10 protein-coding genes and 1 pseudogene are annotated in these 24,991 nt (G+C 45.2%); 10 read left to right on the plus strand and 1 reads right to left on the minus strand.

Going from position 1 to position 24,991, the window contains the following annotated elements; genetic code table 11:
* Positions 1-9: 9 nt before the first annotated feature.
* The 3 genes and pseudogenes from pcaC to ribB form a co-directional block, all read left to right on the plus strand.
* Entirely contained in the window at positions 10-384 is a 375-nt protein-coding gene (gene pcaC, locus ELZ11_RS04665) for a 4-carboxymuconolactone decarboxylase (protein ID WP_137356192.1), read from the plus strand.
* Between the two features lie 67 nt (positions 385-451).
* The gene (locus ELZ11_RS04670; RefSeq protein WP_137356193.1) at positions 452-1,042 is read left to right on the plus strand and encodes an NUDIX hydrolase; all 591 of its coding nucleotides are present in this window, start codon (positions 452-454) and stop codon (positions 1,040-1,042) included.
* A 42-nt stretch (positions 1,043-1,084) separates the two neighbouring features.
* Positions 1,085-1,702, plus strand: a pseudogene (ribB, locus tag ELZ11_RS04675) (3,4-dihydroxy-2-butanone-4-phosphate synthase); the annotation flags it as partial.
* Between the two features lie 327 nt (positions 1,703-2,029).
* Here ribB and ELZ11_RS04680 read toward each other — a convergent pair.
* Positions 2,030-2,764, minus strand: a complete 735-nt coding sequence (locus tag ELZ11_RS04680; RefSeq protein WP_137356195.1) for a 4'-phosphopantetheinyl transferase family protein — start codon at positions 2,762-2,764, stop codon at positions 2,030-2,032.
* Between the two features lie 241 nt (positions 2,765-3,005).
* Here ELZ11_RS04680 and ELZ11_RS04685 point away from each other — a divergent pair, with 241 nt between their 5' ends.
* From ELZ11_RS04685 to ELZ11_RS04715, 7 genes are all read left to right on the plus strand, one after another.
* Positions 3,006-3,785, plus strand: a complete 780-nt coding sequence (locus tag ELZ11_RS04685) for an ABC transporter ATP-binding protein (RefSeq protein ID WP_137356196.1) — start codon at positions 3,006-3,008, stop codon at positions 3,783-3,785.
* Entirely contained in the window at positions 3,785-4,684 is a 900-nt protein-coding gene (locus tag ELZ11_RS04690) for an ABC transporter substrate-binding protein (protein WP_137356197.1), read from the plus strand. Before ELZ11_RS04685 ends, ELZ11_RS04690 begins: the two co-directional genes overlap by 1 nt.
* Positions 4,681-6,657: a Fe(3+)-hydroxamate ABC transporter permease FhuB gene (gene fhuB / locus ELZ11_RS04695; protein ID WP_137356198.1), complete on the plus strand. Its 1,977-nt coding sequence runs from the start codon at positions 4,681-4,683 to the stop codon at positions 6,655-6,657. The genes ELZ11_RS04690 and fhuB overlap by 4 nt, the downstream gene beginning before the upstream one ends.
* 126 nt (positions 6,658-6,783) lie before the next feature.
* Entirely contained in the window at positions 6,784-8,439 is a 1,656-nt protein-coding gene (locus tag ELZ11_RS04700; protein WP_137356199.1) for a multidrug ABC transporter permease/ATP-binding protein, read from the plus strand.
* A gap of 46 nt (positions 8,440-8,485) precedes the next feature.
* Positions 8,486-8,698: an MbtH family protein gene (locus ELZ11_RS04705; RefSeq protein WP_137356200.1), complete on the plus strand. Its 213-nt coding sequence runs from the start codon at positions 8,486-8,488 to the stop codon at positions 8,696-8,698.
* Between the two features lie 92 nt (positions 8,699-8,790).
* Positions 8,791-19,590, plus strand: coding sequence for a non-ribosomal peptide synthetase (locus ELZ11_RS04710; protein WP_137356201.1), 10,800 nt, complete (start codon positions 8,791-8,793; stop codon positions 19,588-19,590).
* Positions 19,587-24,974 (plus strand): non-ribosomal peptide synthetase, encoded by a 5,388-nt coding sequence (locus tag ELZ11_RS04715; protein ID WP_137356202.1) that lies wholly within the window; start codon positions 19,587-19,589, stop codon positions 24,972-24,974. The genes ELZ11_RS04710 and ELZ11_RS04715 overlap by 4 nt, the downstream gene beginning before the upstream one ends.
* The last annotated feature ends 17 nt before the right edge of the window (positions 24,975-24,991 follow it).

Here is a 24,991-nt window from a genome sequence, read left to right on the forward strand (position 1 = left end):
GAAAAGGTAATGAGCGATAAATTCGAAGAAGGTTTAGCTATACGTCGTCAGGTGCTTGGCGCTGAGTATGTTGATTCGTCTATTGAGAATGCTACGGATTTTACAATGCCAATGCAGGAGTTAGTCACTAAGTACTGCTGGGGAGAAGTATGGGGGCGTGACACGTTACCCCTTAAAACCCGAAGTATGATTAACCTCGCAATGATCACTGCATTGAATCGTCCACACGAGTTGAAATTGCACGTTCGTGGCGCTTTGAACAACGGCTGTACTACAGAAGAAATTCGAGAAGTATTGTTACAAACCGCCATTTATTGTGGCGTCCCTGCGGCTATCGACGCCTTCCGTACAGCAAAAGAAGTGATTGATGAGTACGAGCGCTAAGGCTTACTAGCGTGGTTTAAGGGTTTTAGACAGTAGTAAATAGGAATATCGCATAAAGGAGTAAGGTATGTTGCATAAAAAGATTAACTTTTGTTCACAGTGCGGAGGTGACAAGGTCCTAATGCAGGTACCTCCTGGCGATACACATCAACGACCGGTGTGTCAGGACTGCTCTCATGTGGTATATCAAAACCCGACGGTAATAGCAGGTTGTATCATCGAGCACGAAGGTAAGTTTTTGCTCGGAAAAAGGGCGATTCAACCGATGAAAGGGAAATGGAGTATCCCTGCAGGCTTTATGGAGAACGATGAGACTGTAGAGCAAGCTGCTGTTCGAGAAGTGCTTGAAGAAACAGGTGCAACGGTTGATGTGCTAGGGCCTTATTCGATTTTTAGCGTACCGCAAATGAACCAAGTTTATATTATCTTCCGCGCGAGGTTTGTGAGCTTTTCACAACCATTTGGTGATGAAACTGAAGAAGTGGACTTTGTTGCTAAAGAAGAAGTGCCTTGGGGAGAGCTGACTTATCCGGCGATAGGTCAAATATTAAGTCGGTATATCAACGAAGAAGATTACGGCCAATTTGGCTTATACATGGGGTGTTATGAACAAGGACTCGTGCACCCATTTGGTAATGCTAGCCCTTGCTTGAATTAGATTACACATAGAACAAACGCAAAACAGATCAGAGGACATAACATGGCGATTAGTGATATCGAAGCGATCATTGAAGATATTCGATTAGGAAAAATGGTTATCTTGATGGATGATGAAGGTCGAGAAAATGAAGGCGATCTTGTTATGGCTGCCGAGTGTGTAACACCTGAACACATAAATTTTATGGCGCGGAAAGGCTGTGGTCTGATTTGTTTAACATTAACCGCTGAGCGCTGTGCCCAACTTGAATTACCTATGATGGTTGAAAACAGTACTGACCCTCAAGGTACTGGGTTTACTGTGTCAATTGAAGCTGCAGAAGGTGTGACTACCGGTATATCGGCTCATGATCGCGCCCATACGGTTCTTACCGCAATTCGTAAGAATGCTAAGCCGTTAGACTTAACTCGCCCTGGGCATATCTTTCCTTTAAAAGCGCGCGACGGAGGTGTACTTGTAAGAGAAGGGCATACAGAAGCTGGGTGCGACTTAGCGCGCCTCGCGGGGTTTGAACCTGCTAGTGTGATTGTCGAGATTATGAATGAAGACGGCACAATGGCAAGGCGACCTGATCTAGAAGTTTATGCTCAAGAGCACGGGTTAAAACTTGGGCTGATTTCTGACTTGGTGGAGTATAGAAAACGTATCGAAAAACCAGTCTCGCTCCATACAAATAGGTGGCTTGACCTAGATAGCGTTGCAAGTTGATGACTTATTGTCTTGATCTCTTATAGAAACTGCCTATTTGTCCCAATGGAGTGCCCGAATCGATAGAGTCTTATATTCAATCTGACGCCATTATATTTGGGATGTATATTGTTATTGTTAATCTCGAGTTTAGGTTAACTAGATGGCAATAAGTGGTGCTCGATTTATAGCATCACCATCCTTATTGTTTGGCCCTATATAGCTAGTCAGGCTTTTGTCTAAGTATGTTGTCGAACTGTCGATTTGTAATAGTTAGTCGTCGATAACAACATTGCTAATTCAATACTTCACATAGCAAAATGTTAAACAACTTTGGTATTGTTCTAGATATTGATATTGGCAGTGTATGGTGTCCAAGCTGTGCCCTGATAGGTTTAGTTTGATGTTGCTGGTAAACGTAAGCGCGTGGTTATCAATATCAATCAGTGATACTGAATGAAAGTCCAAAAGACTCGTTGTTTTATTAGAAATGGCTTTGTATATGGACTCTTTAGCCGAGAACAGTAACGTGATCGCGAGTTCTTCTGCTAACCCAAATGCTCTCATCAAATGAAGTTCTTCATCGTCAGCTACCATTGCCTTAATATCCTTGACTACAGACTCATCAATTTTGTGTTGAACATCGATTCCTAGTTCCATTGGGTCATCTGGCAATACGCCGCATGCGACCGCTAGGTTTTTGGAGTGGGAAATGGAGCCTGTGAATTGACTAGGCCACTTTGGGCGGCGATCTGCATTTATCGGAAGTCGAGGCCTGCCAAGTCCATGTTTATCCATCACTTTACCCGCCAAGTGTCGGCCTGCTAAAAATTCGGCTTTTCTCTGAGTTACTGCCACTTTGATAGAGTCAGGTAGATGTATGTCAAATGCTTCAAATAACTCATCAAAATAGTGGTTTGGGTTGAACTCTACTAATAGGGCTTCAATACAATTTCCCTCTATGAGTAAAGGCACGCTAATTGGTGCTTTTACAAACTCGCGACTGTTGTTAGAAAGAGGGGAGTTACTTTTCATTTTTGTTTTCTCTGATTGCTTTATAAATTGATGCTATCGCGTAAATGCCATATTTGTAGATTGATTTAGCCTAACCCTCTAAATAGTAAGGAAAAACCAGAACGCTGTACATGATAATCTAAATGAAAATTGTTTGCATTTGGTAAGTTGCAAGTGTATAACAACTTTCTGTTAATGATTTAGTGAATATGTATCTCATCCATTAAAGTTTAGTGAATGATATGTTTTTAAGGTTTTCGATATGCTAGCGGCAAAGGATCTGGGTTTTAAAGTGGGCGATAAAGCGTTGCTCAGTAAGTTCAACGCTTCATTTGAACAAGGGAAGATCTACGCTTTAGTGGGCCATAATGGTTCTGGTAAATCTACGTTACTCAAGCTTTTGGCGAAACAGCAATCACCCTCTGAAGGAACAATATCTTTATCGGATAAAGATATCGCAAAGTGGAATGATAAAGACTTTGCTCAGCACATTGCTTATTTACCTCAGCACCTTCCTCCGACAGACAGCCTTTCCGGGCGTGACTTAGTTAGCTTTGGGCGTTATCCGTGGCATGGCTTATTAGGGCGTTTATCCAAACAAGATCAAGAATACGTAGATCAAGCTCTGGAACATACTGGCACTTCGAAATACTCAGATCGTCTTGTGGATACACTTTCTGGAGGAGAACGCCAAAGAGTCTGGCTAGCGATGCTGTTGGCTCAGCGCACTAAGTATTTGCTTTTAGATGAACCTTTATCTGCATTGGACATCGGCCATCAAATAGAAATGCTTACACTCATAAAAACGCTCAGTCAGTCACTAAATCTAGGCGTAATTATCGTCATCCACGATATCAATATGGCCGCACGCTTTTGTGACCATATTATCGCGATGCATTCTGGAGAGTTGCTTGTAGAAGGGACGGTAGAGGCTGTTTTTAAAGAAGAGCAGCTGAAGAATATTTACGGGATTCCAATGCATATTACTCAGCACCCTGCTGGGTACCCTGTTGCTATGCCTGGCGATGTGGAGCCAGCTTAATGTTTGATTCCATTCTAAAAAAAGTACTGTACGCAGGAACTTTACTTTGTGCGCTCCCTATAAATGCCGATACTCAATTAAATGAAAATCAGCCACTTGAGCAGCCGATGCCTCGCGTGATGTCTATTGACTGGACACAAACCGAGACGCTGTTGGCTTTGGGAATTGAGCCTGTGGCTGTTGCCCAGATTGCGGACTACAACGCATGGGTAAAATCGCCACTTATTCCAGATAGTGTTCCAGACGTGGGTTTACGAACTCAACCAAATTTGGAGCGTATTTTCGAACTTAAGCCGGAAAAAATTTTCATCTCTCCAATGTTTTCGTCGTTGGAACCTCAACTTAGTAAAATTGCCCCAGTGACAAGCATCGGGCTTTACCGTGATGGTGATATTGATTGGCAAGCGTTAGTTAAAAATGCGCGTGCTATAGCCAAAGAGGTCGGTCGCGAAGAGCAAGCTGATGTTCTGATTCAAGATGCTCAAAGTGAAATTGCCGAGCTAAAAAAGGTGTTGCCTAGTGATGTGCCGCCTTTGTTGATGGTGCAGTTTATGGATTCCAACCACGTTCGTGTGTTTGGAAAAAACAGTTTGTATAAAACTTCGATCAATCAGCTAGGAATTGAAAGTGCATGGCCAGGAATAACAAACGCATGGGGTTATAGCCTAGTCGGTATTGATAAACTGATCGGAATTGAAGGACAGATAGTAATTATTGAGCCTTTGCCAGCAGGTACCAGTGAACAGTTAGCTAACAATCAATTTTGGCAGTATGTGGTTACAGAATCAGGATACGAGGCCGTAAGAGTTCCACCGGTATGGAGCTTTGGTTCTATTCCTTCTGCAACGCGATTTGCTCGCTTTATTACCGAAGCGCTTGGTAGTGAGGCCCAGTTATGAGAATACTAACATTTGGCGTTTTTGCATTACTTGTAGCGAGCAGTTTGGGGTTGATCGCGGGGCACCTGTCCTCAAACCAAGCTGATTTCGTGAACGCGTTTAGCTTATGGTCTGCAGATTTTTCATCACCAGAGTCAGTTAAATTACATTTGTCTTGGTGGCCACGCCTTTTCACCACACTGCTCTCGGGTGCCGCGCTAGCCGTGGCTGGTGTGTTGATGCAACAGGTACTAAGAAACCCGTTGGCGTCACCTTCTACGCTTGGTGTTGCAAGTGGTTCAAGTTTTGCGTTGATGCTAGCAACATTGTATGCCCCATGGTTACTGGAATGGTCATACTCTTTGGTTGCATTGGTCGGCGGTATCGCCACTATCGGGCTTGTGTTTGCTTTGTCGTGGAGACGCGCGCTATCGCCAACCGTTGTGATTGTGTCTGGTTTAGTCGTGAATCTGTACTGTGGTGCTGTAAGCACCGTTTTACTAATGATGAATCAAGATAAGTTAAGTGGGCTGATGATATGGGGCGCGGGTTCACTGGTTCAAAGTGGCTGGGATGATGTCCAGTATTTGGCGCCACGTGTTGCAATCGCAGTGGCTATTGCGTTCTTGTTTGTAAAACCGCTTAGTTTGTTACAGCTGTCGGAGCAAGGGGCGAAAAGTTTAGGTGTGTCATTACCTAAACTGAGAGTGGTTTGCCTTGGGCTGGCGGTAATGCTAACGGCTTGGGTGGTAAGCGCCGTTGGTATTATAGGTTTTGTTGGGTTAGCAGCCCCGGCTCTTGCTCGCTTGATGGGAGTTCATCGTTTAGTACCAAAATTATTGGTATCTATGCTACTCGGCGGCTTGTTATTAAGCGTGACAGATTTGGTTATCCAGCAATTGCCTGGCTTGATGTCGATGTTTATCCCGACTGGCGCAGCAACCGCAGCGTTAGGTGCCCCATTGCTTCTGTGGTTGCTACCTAAGTTATCGATGAAAAGCCAAGCTCAGACGCAAACTGTACTTACTCGTCATTCAGAAACAGCGCCACGATTAAGCAAAAACTCGGTAGGGTTGGCGTTAACGTTGATTACGTTATCACTGATTATATTTAGCCTGTTTTCGATACAAACCGAAGGGTGGAGTTGGTTATTCATCTCTAATGATTGGGTGCTTCTAGAGTGGCGCTTACCTAGATTAGTCGCGGCGGCATTAGCTGGTGGCATGTTAGCGGTGGCAGGAACCATAGTTCAAAGGCTAAGTGGCAACCCAATGGCAAGCCCAGAGGTAATCGGCATTAGTTCTGGTACTGCATTGGGTTTGATTATTGCGATCTTCACTGGCCTAGGGTCAAGCGTTATCGGGTTATATATAGGCGGGCTTGTTGGGGCTGTTTGTACGCTGGGAATCATCGTTTTACTTAACCAAAAATCTGGCTTTCAACCTGAGCGAGTCCTGTTAACCGGTGTCGCAATAACGGCGTTGATGAATGCGGTTCAAAGCTTTGTGATGGCAGGCGGTGATCCTCGTAGCTATCAAGTATTGGCATGGCTGTCAGGGTCGACTTATTACGTTACTGAACAAACGTTACTTCCTTTGTTGGTTTCGTCGGTGGTGTTTATCTCATTAGGCTTTGTTTGTGCGCGTTGGCTGGATGTATTGCCGCTAGGGCAATCGAGCGCTAAGTCTTTAGGTATTAATGTCCCTCGCTCGCGAATTCTGCTTCTCGTATTAGTCGCCTGTTTAACAGTTAGTGCCACTTTGGTGGTTGGGCCGATAAGTTTCATCGGCTTAATGGCACCTCACTTGGCGAGATTGTTTGGGTACAGTCGTGCCAAAGAGCATCTGATTTGTGCTTCTTTGATAGGGATGGGGCTGATGCTGTTCTCAGATTGGCTCGGTAGACAGTGGCTCTACCCCCAAGAGATTCCAGCCGGTCTGGTCGCATCCATAATCGGTGGTATGTATCTGATGTGGGGCCTAAGAAGGCTTTAGTACGTTAAGACAAAAGATTAGATACAGAAAAATAGGGGTAGGGAGTTCGCTTCCTACATTAAGATTGTTCGTTTCTTTATTGATAATGATAATCACAATTAAAATTATTCATATGGTGTTATCAGGATGGGATTAATCCTATTACTGGCAGAGAAGCAAAAAAAGGCTCTGTCGTTTGTGATTTTATTGAGTGTAACCAGTGCTTTTTTGAGTGTAGGGGTAATTGCTTTTATCCAACATAAATTGTTGGATGGAGCCAATTCATTAGTCGGCACTTTAGTTGAATTCAGCTTGCTGTTATTAGCGTTGCTCGTGAGTGCAACGATCGCACAAGTATCTTTGCATAAGCTTGGGCATAAGTTCGTCTATAACAAGCGACGTGAATTGGTTGCGCAGTTACTTAATACTGATATTGAACAAGTCGAAAAGGTGGGGAGTGCGGGAGTTCTGGCTTCTCTGAATACGGATGTAAGAAACATCACCATTGCGTTCGTCCACCTACCAGAATTGGTGTATGGCTTGGTCCTTACTTTTGTTGCACTTGCTTACTTGGCAATTTTGTCGGCATCACTGTTTTTCGTGAGTGTACTGATGTTGTCGTTAACTGGTGTGATTGGCTACGTGTTGGTGACTAAAATTACTAAGCATGTAAAGCAAGTTAGAGAATACGACGATAAGCTTTATTACGACTACCAATCATTGATTGAAGGGCGTAAAGAATTATCTTTGAACCCGTTCAGAGCTAAGCGCTATTTCGACGAAGAGTTTTCAGTCAATGCTGAAGGTTATCGAAATGAAGTGACCAAAGCCGATATTTTGAATGGCTTTGCGGCGAATATGGCCAATACCGTAGTACTTGCATTGATAGGCTTAAACTTTTATCTCGCGACGGGCCTTGGTTGGGCGAGCATTGAAGTAGCGTCTACGTTTGCGTTGGTCGTTTTGTTCATGCGTACTCCTTTAATGTCTGCTGTGGGTTCGATTCCAACGCTAGTCACCGCCAATATCTCTATTAAGAAGCTTAATTCTTTATCGTTAAGTGAAAGCCGCTCATTAGAACCGAAGTCCGCTCAAAACCAGTCGTTTGATTCGTTAGCTTTGAAACAAGTAACGTATCGCTATCAAGCTGATGGAGACGACGAGTCATTCGCTGTTGGCCCTATAGATTTTGATATCAAACGCGGTGAACACATTTTTATTATTGGAGGAAATGGCAGCGGTAAATCGACATTCGCACGTTTATTAACGGGTTTATATCGACCACATTCGGGAGCGGTATTCGTTGATGATAGCGAAGTATTACAGTCAAGTTGGCAGGATTACCGACATCAGTTTTCTTCAGTTTTTAGCGACTTCCATTTATTCCACCAGATAGTTGACGGCGAGGGACAAGATATCTCGGATGTTGAGATAAATGAGTGGATGGTGCGCCTTGAAATGTCGCACAAAGTACAACATGACAACGGCAAGTTAAGTGATGTCCGTTATTCCCAAGGTCAGCGAAAACGTCTTGCATTACTGATGGCTGTTATCGAAAAGCGTGGCTGTATTTTACTCGATGAGTGGGCCGCGGATCAGGATCCAAGATTCCGAAAATTATTTTATCGTCAATTATTACCTTTACTTAAAGAGCGAGGCGTTACCGTTATCGCTATCACTCATGATGATGCTTATTTTGATGCCGCAGATCGGATTTTCAAAATGAATACAGGTCAATTGATTGAGTTGAGTAAAGGGGATTTATCTCAAGCGCATCAAGCACTCGAAAGTGTCGTCGCTTAGATCGTATATAAAAAACAAAATAAAAAGAAAGTTAGTTGAGGAACCCATGAGTATAGATAGCCCAAATACAGAGTTTACCGTTGTTCTTAATGCTCAAGAGCAATACAGCATTTGGCCAACATACCACCCAGTACCAAACGGATGGAGTGAAGTTGGTGTTAAAGGTAATAAAGAACTTTGCTTAGAGCACATTCGAAAGGTTTGGACAGATATGCGCCCTAAAAGTTTAAGAGACGCATTAGAAGCGCTACCAAACTAAACACTTTTCCCTTTATAGCTTGCACCTCCCTGTTCATATATCGCGTATGAGCAGAGGTTTTCTGCACTCTAAATTTGTCTCTAGGTAACAAAATGTCAGTGGATGATCATCAAATTCAGGATTCCAAAAATCAATGGAATCCGCTTTCATACTCTCAACAGCGTTTATGGCTTTTCCAGCAACTGCAACCTCACAGCCTTGCTTACAACGTTGGCGGCGTACTTTGGTTCGAAGGAGAGGGAGTCAGTGCCGAAAAGCTCAATCATGCTCTCAATTCGGTTATTGAGCTTTTCCCATCACTAAGAACTCAATTTTCCGAAGTGAACGGTAAACCTGTTCAGAAAATACTGCCGTTTCAACAGCAGCATTTCGAAGTGTGTGACTATCGAAATGTGCCGAATGCGACTGAACTAGTTACTGAAGATGCGAAACAGCGCTGGAGGACACCGTTTGATTTGAACCAAGGCCAGTTGGCAAGAAGCTGCATTTATCAGACTGACGAGAGCAGGTTTGGTCTTCTGCTATCAACGCATCATATTGTGACAGATGCGTGGTCATTGCAGATCATTATCAAAGCTTTAGTTGATAGTGTCTCTGGAAAAGAACGCCGTGTTCGCCCTGCGCAAAGTTACTTAGATTATTCAGCTCAACAAGCAGGCGATGACAGTACCGAAGCGTTTAAGCAACAGGCTGCGTTGTGGCAGCAGCAACACTTTATCGGGCCCGAAGTGGTTGCGCTACCTAGTTTGATGGATCAAGAGCAAGATGCTTATACCGCGAGGCATGAACTATACCAACTTCCCGAATGTTGGGATGAAGGTGTTAAGGCTTTTGCAAGTAATGCTGGCGCAACTAAGTTTGAAGTCTTGGCCTCTGCAATGCTTCTTACACTGCGTCAGTACACTTCAAATATTCACCCTTCGATTTGTGTTCCTGCGCTGAACCGCAACGCCAAAAACCGTCGAACAGTCGGGTTTTATGTAAACAGTGCTGTAGTGGGCTTTGATGTTGAGGCGAACCAGTCACTGGCTCAAGTTGTATCTAAATCGAAAGCAGCACTAAAAAGTGCTTTAGAGTTTGAACATATTCCCCTTGAAGTTTTACTTGGTGAGCAAGCTTCTCCTACCATGGCGATCAACTTCCGCAATCATGGTGACAAGCTGTCAATCCAAGCTGGTGATTTCGAATGTTGCTTCGACGAATTCCCGGTACTTGAAACACCGTTTGAATTGGTCTTAGATGTCGTAAATAAAGGAAATGCACCGTTACGGTTTGTTTACGCGAAAGAGAAGTTTACTCGACCATTCATTAGAAAGTTCATTGGCAGCTTTGTTAGTAACTTAACATCGATTTGCCAAACCCCAGACGCTCATGTTGCCTCGCTGTCTTCCTTATCTGAGGAAGATAAAGAAGTGGTACAGGATTATTCGGGTACAGACCATCAATGGCAATACTCGTCATTCACTCAGCTAGTTACAGAACAGGTAAACAGAACACCTGACGCGATTGCGCTAAAACACCAGCATTCGTCTGTGACATATCAAGAGCTAGACTCTCGCTCAGATTGCATTGCCCAATTTTTACTCGATCAAGACCTAACTGATAAATCGCCGATTGGTGTATTGATGGATCGAAGCGTCGATATGATTGTCGCGATGATGGCGGTATTAAAATCTGGGTCTCCTTTCTTACCGCTAGATCCGGATTATCCCGTAGAACGCCTTAGCTATATGCTGCAAGACAGTAAAGCGGAACTTGTGCTGTGTCGTTCTGGGTCAACAGAGCGCGCTGACATAGTACTTGCCGACGTGCCAGCAGCTTTGAGTATTAATATTGAGTCTATAGACGCGTTGAACTCGTTGGATAAAGCGTCGTTGCCTACACCGCACCCTCAAGACTTGGCTTACATTATTTATACGTCTGGTTCTACGGGGAAACCTAAAGGGGTGACGGTCTCGCACCAAGGCTTGAGCATGCATGTCCAAACTATCGGTCAGCGTTACGGTATGACAGAAAAGGACGTTGAGCTTCATTTCGCATCGATCAGTTTTGATGGAGCCGTTGAGCGCTGGACCGTGCCGCTCGCATTTGGCTCTAAGTTAGTGATTCGTGAGCAAGAGTTATGGACGGCCGAGCAAACTTGTCAGGTATTGCAAGAAGAAGCAGTCACCATCGCGTGCTTTCCACCAAGTTACGTAGGTCCATTGCTAGATTGGATTGAACAAACGCAGCCGGTACTGTCTTTGCGCTCAATAACCCTGGGTGGTGAAGCCTTTACCCGTGATACGTTCGAGCGAATTCAACAAGTTATTAAGCCACCAAGAATCATTAATGGTTATGGGCCTACCGAGACGGTCATTACGCCAATGATTTGGGAAGCGTATCCGAACGACACCATGGATAGCGCCTACGCACCAATCGGAACTGCTGTTGGTGAAAGAACGCTTTATGTTCTTGATTCTGAGTTAAACCGAGTGCCTTTAGGGTGCTCAGGTGAGCTATACATAGGTTCAGAAGTCAGCCTTGCACAAGGCTATTTGGAACGTCCTGATCTGACATCAGAAAGGTTCATCCCAGACCCATTTGCTAATAATGGCGAACGCATGTATCGCACTGGCGATTTAGTTCGTTGGCGCGACGATGGTGTGATGGAATATCTAGGTCGAGTCGATCAACAAGTCAAAATCCGCGGATTCAGAATAGAACTTGGGGAAATCGAGTCGCAGCTTCAAGCGTTAACAAAAGCCGAGTTTTGTGCAGTAGCGGTTCATGAATCCCCTACGGGTAAGAAGTTAGTCGGCTATGTGCAATCGACAGAGGCGTCCGGCGGAGAGGAAATCACCTGGCTTAATCAGTTGAGCCAACTACTGCCAGATTACATGGTGCCGACAAAAATCGTGGTGCAGGAGAAATTACCACTCACGCCTGCTGGCAAGATAGATCGTAATCAGCTTGAAGCTCCATCTTGGAGTGAGGTATCAGAAGCTCTAGGTGAAGTTACTTCGGCAGAGCAACAGGTATTGGCTGAGCTTTGGTGTGAGTTACTAAAAATCGACCAAGTAGGATCAGAGAACCACTTTTTTGCCTTGGGTGGTGATTCCATTATGGCTCTCCAACTGGTGGGTAAATTACGACAAAACGGTTGGTTGCTGGCACCCAAGCAAGTATTTGACTCCCCGAAACTATTTGCGATGGCTGAGCAATTGACAAGAGCCGAATTTATTCAGGCCGAACAGTCAAAATTGAGTGGCAGTGCCGAGCTATTGCCAATCCAAACGCGATTTATTGAACATTACCAATTAAGCGCTTGTAATCAGTACGTACATTTTCGTTGGCCGTTTAGTAGCGACTTCCAGATACTCTCTAATGCGTTTGCTAAGCTGGTGTCACATCACGACGCGCTTCGCTTAGTCTTCACACCAAGCATGGCGGCTAAGTACGGCGAACAAATTACCTATGAAATTCAAGAAGTAGGGGCTGATTCCGATTTAGCGAGTATTCAGCATGCTATTGACTTGGAAAAAGGCATTTCATCATCAATCGGATTCCGTAATCTAGAACAAGGTTCGGAAGTGGTGATTTCGATCCATCACCTAGTTGTAGACGCACTATCGTGGCCAGTTCTCGTCGAGGATTTCGCCAAGCTTTACCAAGCAGAACTCGCACAAACCGCTGGTGAACTTTCTGCCAAAACGCATCACCAAAATGATTGGCATAAAGCTCTAACTGATCTCAGGTTATCAGAGAAACAGAAAGCGTACTGGCAGCATCAAACAAGCCCCAATCTGTACCCGAAAGTACGTAGTACCCCGAATAAGTTGCAATTGAGCTTACCTATGCTTGAAGTCGACGCTTTAGCTCAGAGTGGTAAGCGATACGCGCGTTTGACTCAGGAACAGAGCCTATACGTCTCAGCGTGTCTGGCGGTAAGTTCATTGAATGGAAATCGTGCTTTCACACTGCATCGAGAATCGCATGGACGTTACCCTCAAGATTCTGGTTTGGATCTTAGCCGCACGGTCGGTTGGTACACTGCTCTGTACCCACAGCGAGTACCGCAACTTGATCAATTAGCAGACTTTGTTAAGACGTTAAAAGACGAGTTCAGCGCAGATCAGGTCGGTGGCACCACCTTTAACGCGGGTGTCGCTCAAGGGTTATGGTCTCATGTCGAACATATGGATGTTCTATTCAACTATCTAGGTACGGCAGGTCAGCAGTTATCAAGTGATATCGATGTGCTAGGTTCAGGGCTATGGCGTGAACCAAATAGCACTGCTGATGCTGCTATTGTCTTAAACCTCTCCGTTAATGAAGACCAATTGCAATGTGATATTGAATTGGACAGTGCATGTTTTGATTTGGCAGGTGGGGATGAATTCGTGCTTGCCTTTAGGTCTAGTATTGAACGCTTAACAGATTTCTTTACCACTCAGACACCTGTTCTGACAAGGTCTGACAGCCCACTAGCAAACTTAACTCAAAGTCAGCTAGATGTACTGTTTGAGTCTCAACAAGCAGGACTGGCTCAAGTCCTTCCTAAGACTCTGTTACCGCTTTCAACGCTTCAGCAAGGTTTATATTTCCACGCTAAGCTGTCGGAAAGTAATGATACATATGTAAACCAAATCACGTTACCACTTCATAATGTTGATGCAGAGCGAATGGTGGATGCATGGCAGAAGGTGATGAAAAGGCACCAAATGCTGCGTTCAACCGTGTTTACCGTAGAAGGAAGTGCATACCTAGCGGAATGGTCAGATCTGGAATTGGAGTACAGTCTGCTTGATGTTCGCCAGAGAACCAGTTTTGATTTACAGGCTCACAAGCAAAGCCTTGTTCAACAGGGGTTTACGTTAGAACAGACATTAGAACATGGCAAAGTAGAGCCTTTGTGGCGCGTCGATTTAGTGCAAACTGGTGAGCGTGAATTACAGTGTATTTTCACCATTCACCACTTGTTGATGGACGGTTGGAGTACAGGAGTTCTGCTAAGTGACTTATTTGGTTATTACCAAGATCTAGCCGTTGACAGCGTTAAAGCTGAATTTTCGGACTATCTGACTTGGGTAGAAGGTCAAGATTTAGAACAAGCGAACACTTACTGGAAAGAATACTTAGCAGGCGTAGAAGCTCCAACTCGCTTGGTCGAAGCGTATGGTTCTGAAACCACGTCGAGTGAAGGTTTTGTTCGTTTTAATGATGACGTTTCAGTACAAGAACTAGCGGATTGGCAATCGCGACTTAAACAAAGTGGCGTCACGTTAAACACATTAACGCAGGCCGCGTGGCTATTGACGCTGCAACAGTTTACGGGGCAGCAATCCCCAATGTTTGGTAATACCGTGGCCGGTCGTCCTACTCAGCTAGCGCACAGCGATTCCATGGTTGGCCTGTTCATCAATACGTTACCAATTACAAGTAGCATTGATTTAGCGAAACCGACTGAGCAATGGTTACTCGAGCTGCAAAATGCTTCTAGCGAACAACGGGAATACAGTTATTCGTCGCTTTCGGACATTCAGAGCCAAACAGGCTGGGCTGGAGAGAACCTATTCGATACTTTGGTTGTGTTTGAAAACTACCCGTTAGATGAAACGTTATTGAGTGGTAACGGTGATTTTAAAATTGGTGAGCCAGAGAGTTATGAATTCACGCATTATCCGCTTACGTTGGCGATTTTGCCTAGTGATTCATTGCGTATCGTTTTTGCCTACGACACAAGCAAATTTACACCGCTTCAAATCGAGAGGTTAGCCCAAGCTAACCGTCATCACCTTGAACAATTGGTCACGAACTTATCGAAGCCACTTAGCCAAGTATCAAGTTTGGCAGAGGCTCAGCTGGATGTTTTAGCACGCTATCAAAGAAACTCTGAAGAATGGAGTTTTGTCCCGTTTACTGATTTAGTTGGCCAGCAGGCGTTAACGCACCCGAAAGCAGAAGCGCTGGCCGCTCATGTGGAAGCGAATAATGGGCGTGATCGCGTAGCATTAAACTATCAAGAACTGGTCGAGCAAAGTGACGCAATTGCTCAGCAGCTTATCCAGAAAGGGGTTAAGCGTGATGAAATTGTAGGCGTACTGTTTGAACGTAGCTGCGAGATGTTAGTGGTTATGATGGGCGTGATGAAAGCTGGTGGAGCATTCTTACCTCTTGATCCGTCATACCCAGAAGATCGATTGGCGTACATGCTAGAGGATAGTTCAGCGCGCTTCTTAGTCCATGATGCTTCAAGTGAAGGGTTGGCGAAGTCCATTCAAGCAACGACTCAACGGTTTGGTTTTGATTCATTTGACCTTACCGTCGCCTTAACCACTTCACCGGCGATACTCCCAGAGCAGCTTGCCTACGTGATTTATACGTCGGGTTCGACAGGTAAACCGAAAGGCGTTTGCGTTTCCCACCACGGATTAAGCATGCATGTTCAAACCATTGGGCAACGCTATGGAATGACGGTTGATGATGTTGAACTGCATTTCGCATCTATCAGCTTTGACGGGGCGATTGAACGCTGGACTGTGCCATTGGCATTTGGTTCACGATTAGTCATTCGAGACCAGAGTTTGTGGAGTGCCCAGCAAACCTGTGAAGTATTAGAGCGCGAGCATGTCACCATAGCGTGTTTCCCACCCAGTTATGTGATGCCGCTTTTAGAATGGATAGAAGGAGCTAGTCCGGATCTTAATGTGCGTTCTTGGACACTCGGTGGTGAAGCGTTTACCCGAGAAACCTATTTCAAACTTCAACAAGTATTGAATCCTAAACGTATTATCAATGGTTATGGTCCGACAGAAACAGTCGTCACACCAATGATTTGGGAAGCGTATTCGGATACGGGATTAGAAAGTGCGTACGCTCCAATCGGTACTTCTGTAGGCAGTCGTTCTCTTTACGTTCTTGATGCGCAATTAAACCTCGTGCCGCCAGGTGTTGTGGGTGAGCTTTACATCGGGGAAGAAGTGGGTCTTGCGCGAGGCTACCTTGAACGACCGAACTTAACTTCAGAACGTTTTCTACCCGATCCATTTTCGAAAAATGGTGAGCGAATGTACCGTACTGGCGACCTCGTAAAGTGGCGTGAAGACGGCGTTATGGAATATCTGGGGAGAAGCGACGAGCAAGTTAAAATTCGAGGCTTCCGAATTGAACTAGGAGAAATTGAGTCGCGAATCCAAACGTTATCCGGATCTGAGCAGTGCGCGGTCATAGCGTGTGACACGACAGTTGGAAAACAGTTAGTGGCTTATATTCAAACTGACCAAGGTGCATGCGATACGGACGCCGTATTAAGAGAGTTAGCGCTTGCACTGCCTGATTACATGGTGCCTAGCCAGTTGATAGCACTGGAAAAAATGCCATTAACTCCTGCGAGTAAAGTTGATAAAAAGCGTTTACCAGAACCAAGCTGGATGGTGAGTAGCGAGCAAGAATACGTAGCACCTGTCGGAGCGCTAGAAATAGCACTCGCAAATCAGTGGCAGGCTATTTTCAATATTGACAAGGCGAGCCGTTACGACGATTTCTTTGCGCTAGGCGGGCAGTCTCTGCTCGCAACACAACTTGTGGGGCGCTTGAAGCAACAAGACAATATTCGATTGTCACTACAAGCGGTGTTTGATACCCCGGTACTTAGTGACCTTGCTAAACGATGCGAGCATGAACAAAAGCCAGTGAGCGAGATTGAACCTGTCGCTAGGTTAGAACGAATGCCTGCTTCAGCCGTACAAAAACGTTTGTGGTTTGTACAACAACTTTTACCAAATAGCTCGGCTTACCATATGCCTCTGGGCCTCGCGTTTAAGGGAAATGTTGACCTAGAAGCCTTGAAAGCGGCGATTGAATCGGTCACAGCCCAGCATGAGATATTCAGAACGAACTTCGAACAAGTTGACGGCGAGCTGATGCAAATCATAAATCAGCGCGCTGATGTGACTCTCAATGTCGTCGAAATGCCAGCTGAAAATGAGGCTAAAGAGCGTCTGCGATTAGAACTGATCGCTAAGCCATTTGATTTTGCCAATGATGCTTTGCTCCGATTTGACTGGATGCATGGCGAAAACCAAACCAGTGAAGGTGAACTTTTGATCACCGCGCATCACATTGTTTCTGATGGCGTATCGATGCAGTTGTTGTTGTCTGAAATTGCACATCGCTATAACGCGCAGTGTGGTGGGGAACTCTTGGCTGACCACGCCGAAGGTACTTCATCACTTCAATACGCTGATTACGCAAATTGGCAGCAGGGTTGGCTATTATCTGAAGAAGCAGAAGATCAGAAAAGCTGGTGGTTGAATGCGCTTCAGCATGACATAGACCCGTTAGTTCTACACAGTGAGGTCGCGAGAGATAATCAAGAGACATCCGGTAATAGGCTTCACTTTGATTTAACGAAACAGCAAATCAGCAAAATACATGCGATTTCTGCTGTTCACAAAACGACACCCTATAACGTCATGTTAGTGCTTTGGCAGTTACTAATGCATAAGTACTCTGGCAATGAGCAAATCCGAGTAGGGGTGCCTGTTGCTGGGCGCAGCCAGCTTGCGACGCATAACATGCAGGGTTGTTTCATTAACAGCATGGTGATTCCGGCTCAGATTCGTGCTGATGAATCATTCTCTGAGTTGTTGAGTCAGGTTAAGCGATTTAACGAGCAAGCATTACAGAGACAAGATTACCCGTTTGAGATGTTAGTGGAGTCGCTTGGCATTACGGGCAATCTACAACATCATCCGCTTTACCAGACGAGCTTTAACTTCCAGCAGTTTGACCAAGAAGCGCTCTTTGATTGGAGTGGGTTAGAAGTCGCAGCGTTCGATCCCGGTGTCGTTAACGCTCAGCTAGAAATCAGTATGGACATTCAGAAGCTTTCTGACGAAAGTTGGAAAGGCTTTATTAGCTATGTCTCTCCAATCTTCGATGAAGAAGTCGTTCAATCGATGCTCAAACATTGGTTGCAGATGCTTAATGAAATTTCGGAAAACACGAATGTACTCGTTAGCCAAATCGGTTTGGTTGATGAGCAAAGTGCACTTGAAATCGAGCGCTTCAATAAAACAGAGTTGAATTGGGGCGAGTTCTTGGCTCCGCCTGTTGCTATTCAAGAGCAAGCGTTACGTACACCTGATTTAATCGCATTGTCGATGCAGGGCGAATCAATGACTTACGCCGAATTCGATGAAGCGGTGAATCGTCTGGCAAATTGGTTGAGAAAGAATGGTGTTAATGCCGAAACACGAGTTGGCCTAGGTTTAGAGCGTTCGTTCGAGTTAGTCATCGCGTTACATGCGATTACACGTGCTGGTGGCGCTTATGTTCCTTTAGATCCTAGTTATCCATCAGAGCGTCTTAACTATATTCTCGAATCTGCGGATATTGAGTTACTGCTTACGGATTCAAAGTCATCCACGCTGTGGCCGGAAAATGGTAATTGTCAGTACGTGGACGTATCGCAGTTAGACGTGAGTTCCTACTCGACGGTTGCGCCCGTGGTGAACTGGCAAGAACAACAATCGCTTTACGTCATTTTCACCTCTGGCTCGACTGGTCTACCAAAAGGCGTAGTCAACACTCAGTCCGCGCTACAGAACCGCCTGAATTGGATGCAGGCTGAATACCGACTAAATACCAGTGATTGTGTGCTTCAAAAAACACCATTTAGTTTTGATGTTTCCGTTTGGGAGTTCTTCTGGCCATTAATGACGGGCGCAAGGCTTGCTATCGCGCCACCAGATTCGCATCGCCAGCCAAGTTTGCTCTCAACCGTGATTCAACAAGAGTCGGTGACCACTATTCACTTCGTTCCTTCAATGCTCAATGCGTTTTCGGTCGAAACAGAGATAGAACAGTGCCAATCCTTGAAGCGAATCATCTGTAGTGGCGAAGCTCTACCTGCGGATCTTGTTGAGCAAGTGCTTAACCAATCGCATGTTGAAGTTCATAACTTATATGGCCCTACGGAAGCGGCAATTGATGTTACTTACTGGCAGTGTGAATTACCGATAGGTAAGCGAATTCCTATCGGTAATGCGATCAGCAACACCCAACTTCATGTATTGGATGATAACTGGAACCCTGTCCCTATTGGGGTTCCAGGTGAATTGTATTTGGCGGGTGATGGCTTAGCCCGTGAATATTTGTCTCGTCCTGATCTCACTGCTGACCGGTTTGTGCCAAACCCATGGGGCGCGTCGGGTAGCCGCATGTATCGCACGGGAGATCAAGTTGTTCGAATGGCAGATGGTCGACTTGAGTACCTTGGTCGTTTAGATAACCAGGTGAAGATCCGTGGTCTACGTATCGAGCTGGAAGAAATTGAGAATGTGATCAACCAATTGGAGTGGGTAGAAGAGTCCGCCGTGATTGCCTTTAGCCATCAAACAGGCGATCAGCTCGTTGCTTATATCGTTGATTCAACGTGGGATTCAGAAAAAGAACAACAAGTTAAGGATCACTTAGCAGGCCATCTTCCTGATTACATGGTGCCGAGCGTATTGATTGGCTTGGCGTCTATGCCTCTCTCTCCTAACGGAAAACGTGACCGTAAAGCGTTACCAGCACCCGAGTGGCAATCGATCGAATATCGCGCGCCAGAAAGCGAGTTAGAAGTTTGGTTTGCGAAGACTTGGTCCGAGGTACTTGGTATCGAGAAGGTTGGTCTTGACGACAACTTCTTTGCATTGGGTGGGCATTCTCTCCTGGCGACACGAGTTGTTGCAAAAGCGCACCAAGAACTAGGTATTGAAGTCGTGCTGAAAGATTTCTTCGATGCCAATAGCTTGCAGGTTTTAACAGACAAGCTGCAACCTTTATATCAAACACAAAATGAACAAGAACAAGATGAATTCGATGCCATGGCAGCATTGATGGATGAATTGGAGCTGCTATGAGTACGGCAAAAATAGACAAACATGCGTTAGCTAAGCGCTTTCTACAACTGGGAAAACCAGAACAAGTAAAGTTTATCGAATTGCTGCAGAGCAAAGGGTTAGACTTTGAGAAACTACCGATTGTTGCTGGTGCAGAGGGGGAGAAGGCGCCGCTTTCACCAGCGCAGAAACGATTGTGGGACATTTACTGCCTTGATCAAGGCAACAGTGCTTACCATATGTCGGGGGCTTTCAATGTTGTTGGCCAGCTGGATAAAGTGAAGTTAGAGAGCGTTATTAATCAAGTTCTCCAGCGCCATCAAGTTTTGCGAACCCGCTTTATTACAGAGCAAGATGGAGAAACTTACCAGCACGTGGACCTTAATAGTGTATTGGTACCTCAATACACGAATGGCCTTGGCTGGTCGACATTACAAATTGAGGAGCATCAACGCTCATTTGTAGTTGCTCCGTTTGATTTAGCGACCAATTTGCCGATCCGACTGCAGTGTATTCAAACAGAAGAGCATCGCTTTAAGTTACAAATCGTGATGCATCATATTGTTTCTGACGGTTGGTCCATTGGCGTGTTTCTAGAAGAACTGATAGCGCTTTATCAGGGCTCGGACCTTCCAAAGTTAGATATTCAATATCGAGATTATTCAAACTGGCAAACGGCTTTGCTGAATGCGGGTAAAGGACAGCAGCACATTGAATACTGGAAACAAACGCTTGGTGAAGTGACACCAGAGAAGCTGTTTCCATGGTCGGGAGAAATTAAGCCAAACCAACGACGCCGAGCTGAATCAATTAGTTATGACTTAAGTAGCGTTCAGACTCAAAAATTGAACCAGATAGCACGTCAGCTATCCATGACTTCTTCCAGCCTTTGGCTAGGGTTATGGCAAGTGGCTTTAGCTAAAGTGACATTGCGCTCTGACATTTCAGTGGGTGTTCCGATGGCGAATCGCTCTCGTCATGAAGTGTCAAACTTGATCGGGTTCTTTGTTAATACCATGGTGGTTAAGCAAAGTGTTGAGCCTAGTTCGACGGTTGCGGACGTATTGAAGTCTTCGCACGATAAAGTCATTCAGGCGCAAGAACACCAACTCTTACCGTTTGACCAACTGGTGAATGCGTTAGCGATCAAGCGAGAGGCTGGGGAGACGCCACTATTTCAAGTGTTGTTCAATCACCAAAAAGAACTCGCAGGTGACATCCAGCTCGGAAATTCGTTGACGCTATCTGCTGAAGAACAAAAAGGTCAGTTTGCTTTATTCGATGTGGCGCTGGATATACGTGAGAGTGAAAGCAAAACTCGTGTAGTGCTGACGTATGCAGAGGATCGAATCGATACTTCAATGATGGAACGGCTTAATGCAGCGCTTGAATTGTTGGTTGAATCTTTAGATCGTCAGTTAAATTCAGGCGTTGCACAAGTTGAACGATTATCGCAAAGCGAAATCACTCAGCTTTCCAGCCTTGCCGAGCCAGAAGGCGATTGGCAGTTTATGTCAATCGTCGATTTGATAGCGAAACAAGCAGAATCACAGCCAAACGCAGTCTCGCTTAAACACCAGAACAACACGTTGAGTTATGCACAACTTGAACTGGCCTCTAACAAGCTTGCCCATCAATTGATTGAAACAGGCGTGAAACGTGATGAACCAATAGGTGTCATGTTTGAAAGAAGCTGTGAAATGATTGTTGCGATGATCGCAGTCATGAAGGCGGGTGGGGCGTTTTTACCTTTGGATCCGGATTATCCAACGGAACGTTTGGCTTACATGATTCAAGATTCGAAAGCAAAGCTCGTCATCTCTCAAGCCGATTTGGCATCACGTTGGCAAAGAGTGGAAGGCGAGTTTGAGAGCGCTGAGATCATCCCTCGACCATTTTGGTATGAGGAGCAAATGCGTTTAGGCACTTCAGAGGACGCTGTCGATATCGATTTGTTCGCCGAGCAGTTGGCTTACATTATTTATACGTCTGGCTCTACAGGTAAACCGAAAGGTGTGATGATCAACCACGAAGGTTTGAGTATGCATGTTCAAACTATCGGTCATCAATATGGAATGACACCTCAAGATACGGAGTTACATTTTGCTTCTATTAGTTTTGATGGAGCGGTCGAGCGTTGGACGGTACCGTTAGCATTTGGTTCTAAGCTGGTGATCCGAGATCAGGGTTTATGGAGCGCAGAGAAAACGTGCGAAGTCCTTCAATCAGAGAGTATTTCTATTGCTTGTTTCCCACCAAGCTATGTGGGGCCATTACTCGATTGGATAGAACAATCTTCGACTGTATTGAGTGTCCGCTCGTGGACCTTAGGCGGCGAAGCATTTACCGCAGAAACTTACCAGCGATTGCGATCGGTTGTAAATCCACCTCGCATTATCAATGGTTATGGTCCGACGGAAACAGTGGTCACCCCAATGATCTGGCGTGCTTACCCTGATGACATTCTGGAGAGCGCTTATGCGCCGATTGGTAGTCCTGTTGGTGAACGTCGACTTTACGTGTTAGACAATCAACTTAATAAAGTTGGCTTAGGGGATACCGGCGAGCTATACATAGGGGCCGAAGTAGGATTGGCGAGAGGCTATTTAGAACAAGCGTCACTCACGGCAGATCGCTTTGTTCCAGACCCTTTCGTAGGTAACGGTGAACGAATGTACCGTACTGGCGATCTTGTTCGCTGGAATGATAACGGCGTAATGGAATACATAGGTCGCGCCGACCAACAAATAAAAATTCGTGGATTTAGAGTCGAACTTGGTGAAATCGAAACACAATTGCAAGCCGTTACTCAAGTTGAACATTGTGTTGTGGCGGCCCATCAAGTCGGCAGTCAAAAGCAGTTGTTTGGATATTTGCAAAGTAGTACGCCAGAGCGGTTTAATCTTGACCAAATCAAAGCTGAGCTTGCTTTGGGCCTACCAGACTACATGGTACCAAGCCAGATAGTGGTGTTGGATAAACTTCCTTTAACACCAGCCGGAAAAATTGATAGAAAAGGATTACCGCTACCGAATGCGTCTCAAACTCGCCACAGCGAAGTCGTGGTACCACAAACTTCTCAGGAGCAGCTACTCGCGACTATTTGGTGTGAGTTACTTAGCATTAATGAAGTCAGTTGTACGGACAACTTCTTTGCTCTAGGGGGCGACTCAATTTTGTGTCTGCAAATGGTGAGCAAGGTACGTGTTGCTGGCTTCAATATGACGCCGCAACAGGTATTTGATTCTAAAAACTTAAGTGAACTGGCTAAGCGTTTAGATATTCATCAGCAAACGATCAATAAAGCACTGACCACAGAAGCATTTGACTTAATGCCTATCCAAGCGCACTTCTTTGCACAAGATTTTGCCGAGCCAAATCATTGGAATCAGCATGTTTGTGTTGAGCTGAAACAGGCAATGGATACAAAGTGTTTAGCATTGGCAATCCAAGCGTTGGTCGAGCACCATCCGAGTTTAAGATTGTCGTTTGAACATAGTGGTGAGAAATGGCAGCAGCGATACACCTCATTTGAAACGCGTGAATACCTATGGCAAACCTCTGTTGAAAGTGATGAGGAGTTTCAGGCTTTTGCTCAAGAAGTCCACCAAAGCATGGATATTGAAAAAGGCCGTTTGATCCAGGCCGGCTACGCGGAAGTGAAGGGGGAGCCTAGCCGTCTAATATTGGCGATTCATCACTTAGCTGTGGATGGTGTTTCATGGCGCATTTTATTAGATGACTTATGGAAGGCGTATCAACAAGCGTCTGCTGATCAATCTATTCAATTGCTGCCGATCTCATCAACGTTAGATGAGACAGTTGAAGCTCTAAGCACCTGGTGTGAGTTACGTGAAAATTTATCGATTCAAGACACTTGGCATTTTGATGTGCTAAGCGAGCCTTTGGCAGAACCCGCTTTGTACCGAGATAAACGTACCTATACGAGCGAGTTGTCAAATTCGTTAACACAAAAGCTGCTGAGAAGTACTTTACCGAATTTGGGAGTCGATATTCAGGACGTGTTGATTAGTACTCTTACTTCGGTAATGACGACAGCTGATTCACCAAACCTGCACCTTTATCTCGAAGGACATGGGCGTGAGCATTCCGTCTTCCCAGAGCTAGATCTTTCTCGAATGGTAGGTTGGACAACCAGCTTGTTCCCGGTGAATACCCAATTTGAATCAGACGCTAAAACATTACTTAACCAAACTGCGGAACGCCTGTCACGCATCAAACCAGATGGTGGCATAAGCTATGGCACGAGATACACAAACGATGATTGGAAAGCGTCTGACTTTGCTCAGTTGACCTTCAATTATTTAGGCCAGTATTCCGACGACAGCTTTGCCCACTGGTGCACTCCTATCGAAAATGGCGGTAGCGCACAATCACCAATGAACACTATGTTGACCCCATTAGTAGTGAACGCTCAAATTGTGTCTGGGAAGCTGAGCTTATCGTGGGAATTTGCGAGCACTCATTATGGTGATGGGGATATAGAACAACTCGCTGATAGATATTTAGAGTCGTTATCGGACTTTATTAGTGCTCAAAGCGCGAGCAAAGAAGTGCATGCGGATCCCAAGTTAGTCGAACTCATGAATCAAAACGTAACTCAGTATGACCCTGTGTTTTGTATCCACCCAGTAACAGGTCGTGTAACGGGGTATCAAAAGTTAGCGCAGAAGCTCTCTGGGGAGCGAGCGGTTTACGGCATACAGTCGAAAAGCTTTGTATATGACAATGTATTTGATGAGTCATTTAGCCAGATGGCGGATGTTTATTTCAAAACAATTAAGCAGATTCAACCTAAAGGGCCTTACTCGCTTGTCGGCTGGTCATTAGGTGGGGCACTTGTACAAGAGCTAGTCGCGCGTTTTGAGCAGGCTGGCGATAGAGTCGCGTTTGCTGGCTTACTGGATTGTTATGTTCCCGGAACGGAGATAGCAGAAGACCAATGGGACTCACCAGATGCGAAAGCGAAATTGTTAGAGCACCTTTCTATGCTGTTAGGGGATCTGTCTACTGAACAAGGTGACAGCTGCCTTGAGCTCTTGAATGCAGCGTCTCCACCTCATTGGCCGTCGGCATTTAATGCATGGCTCGATCAAAATAACTTTGATTCCTATATGGCGGAAAATGCGAAGCAGATGCTGTTCAGTTGGGCGGTAGAGCAGCACATGCGTGCTTTGTGCAAAGGGTACCAATTACCGAAGGTCAATACTGAACTTTATGCATGGTGGGCAGGACAGCCAGTTGGTCGTAGCAACTTGTTATCTTCTGAGCTAACTAAAATTAACACACTTCAAGTGTCGGCGACGATCGATACGGATCATTTAGGGATTGTCCAAAATTCCGAAGTTATTGAATTTCTAAATCAATATTTAGCTAATCAATAATTTATATATAAATACTC

Origin of the sequence: Vibrio profundi (assembly GCF_005281835.1) — a bacterium.
GTDB classification, from domain to species: domain Bacteria; phylum Pseudomonadota; class Gammaproteobacteria; order Enterobacterales; family Vibrionaceae; genus Vibrio; species Vibrio profundi.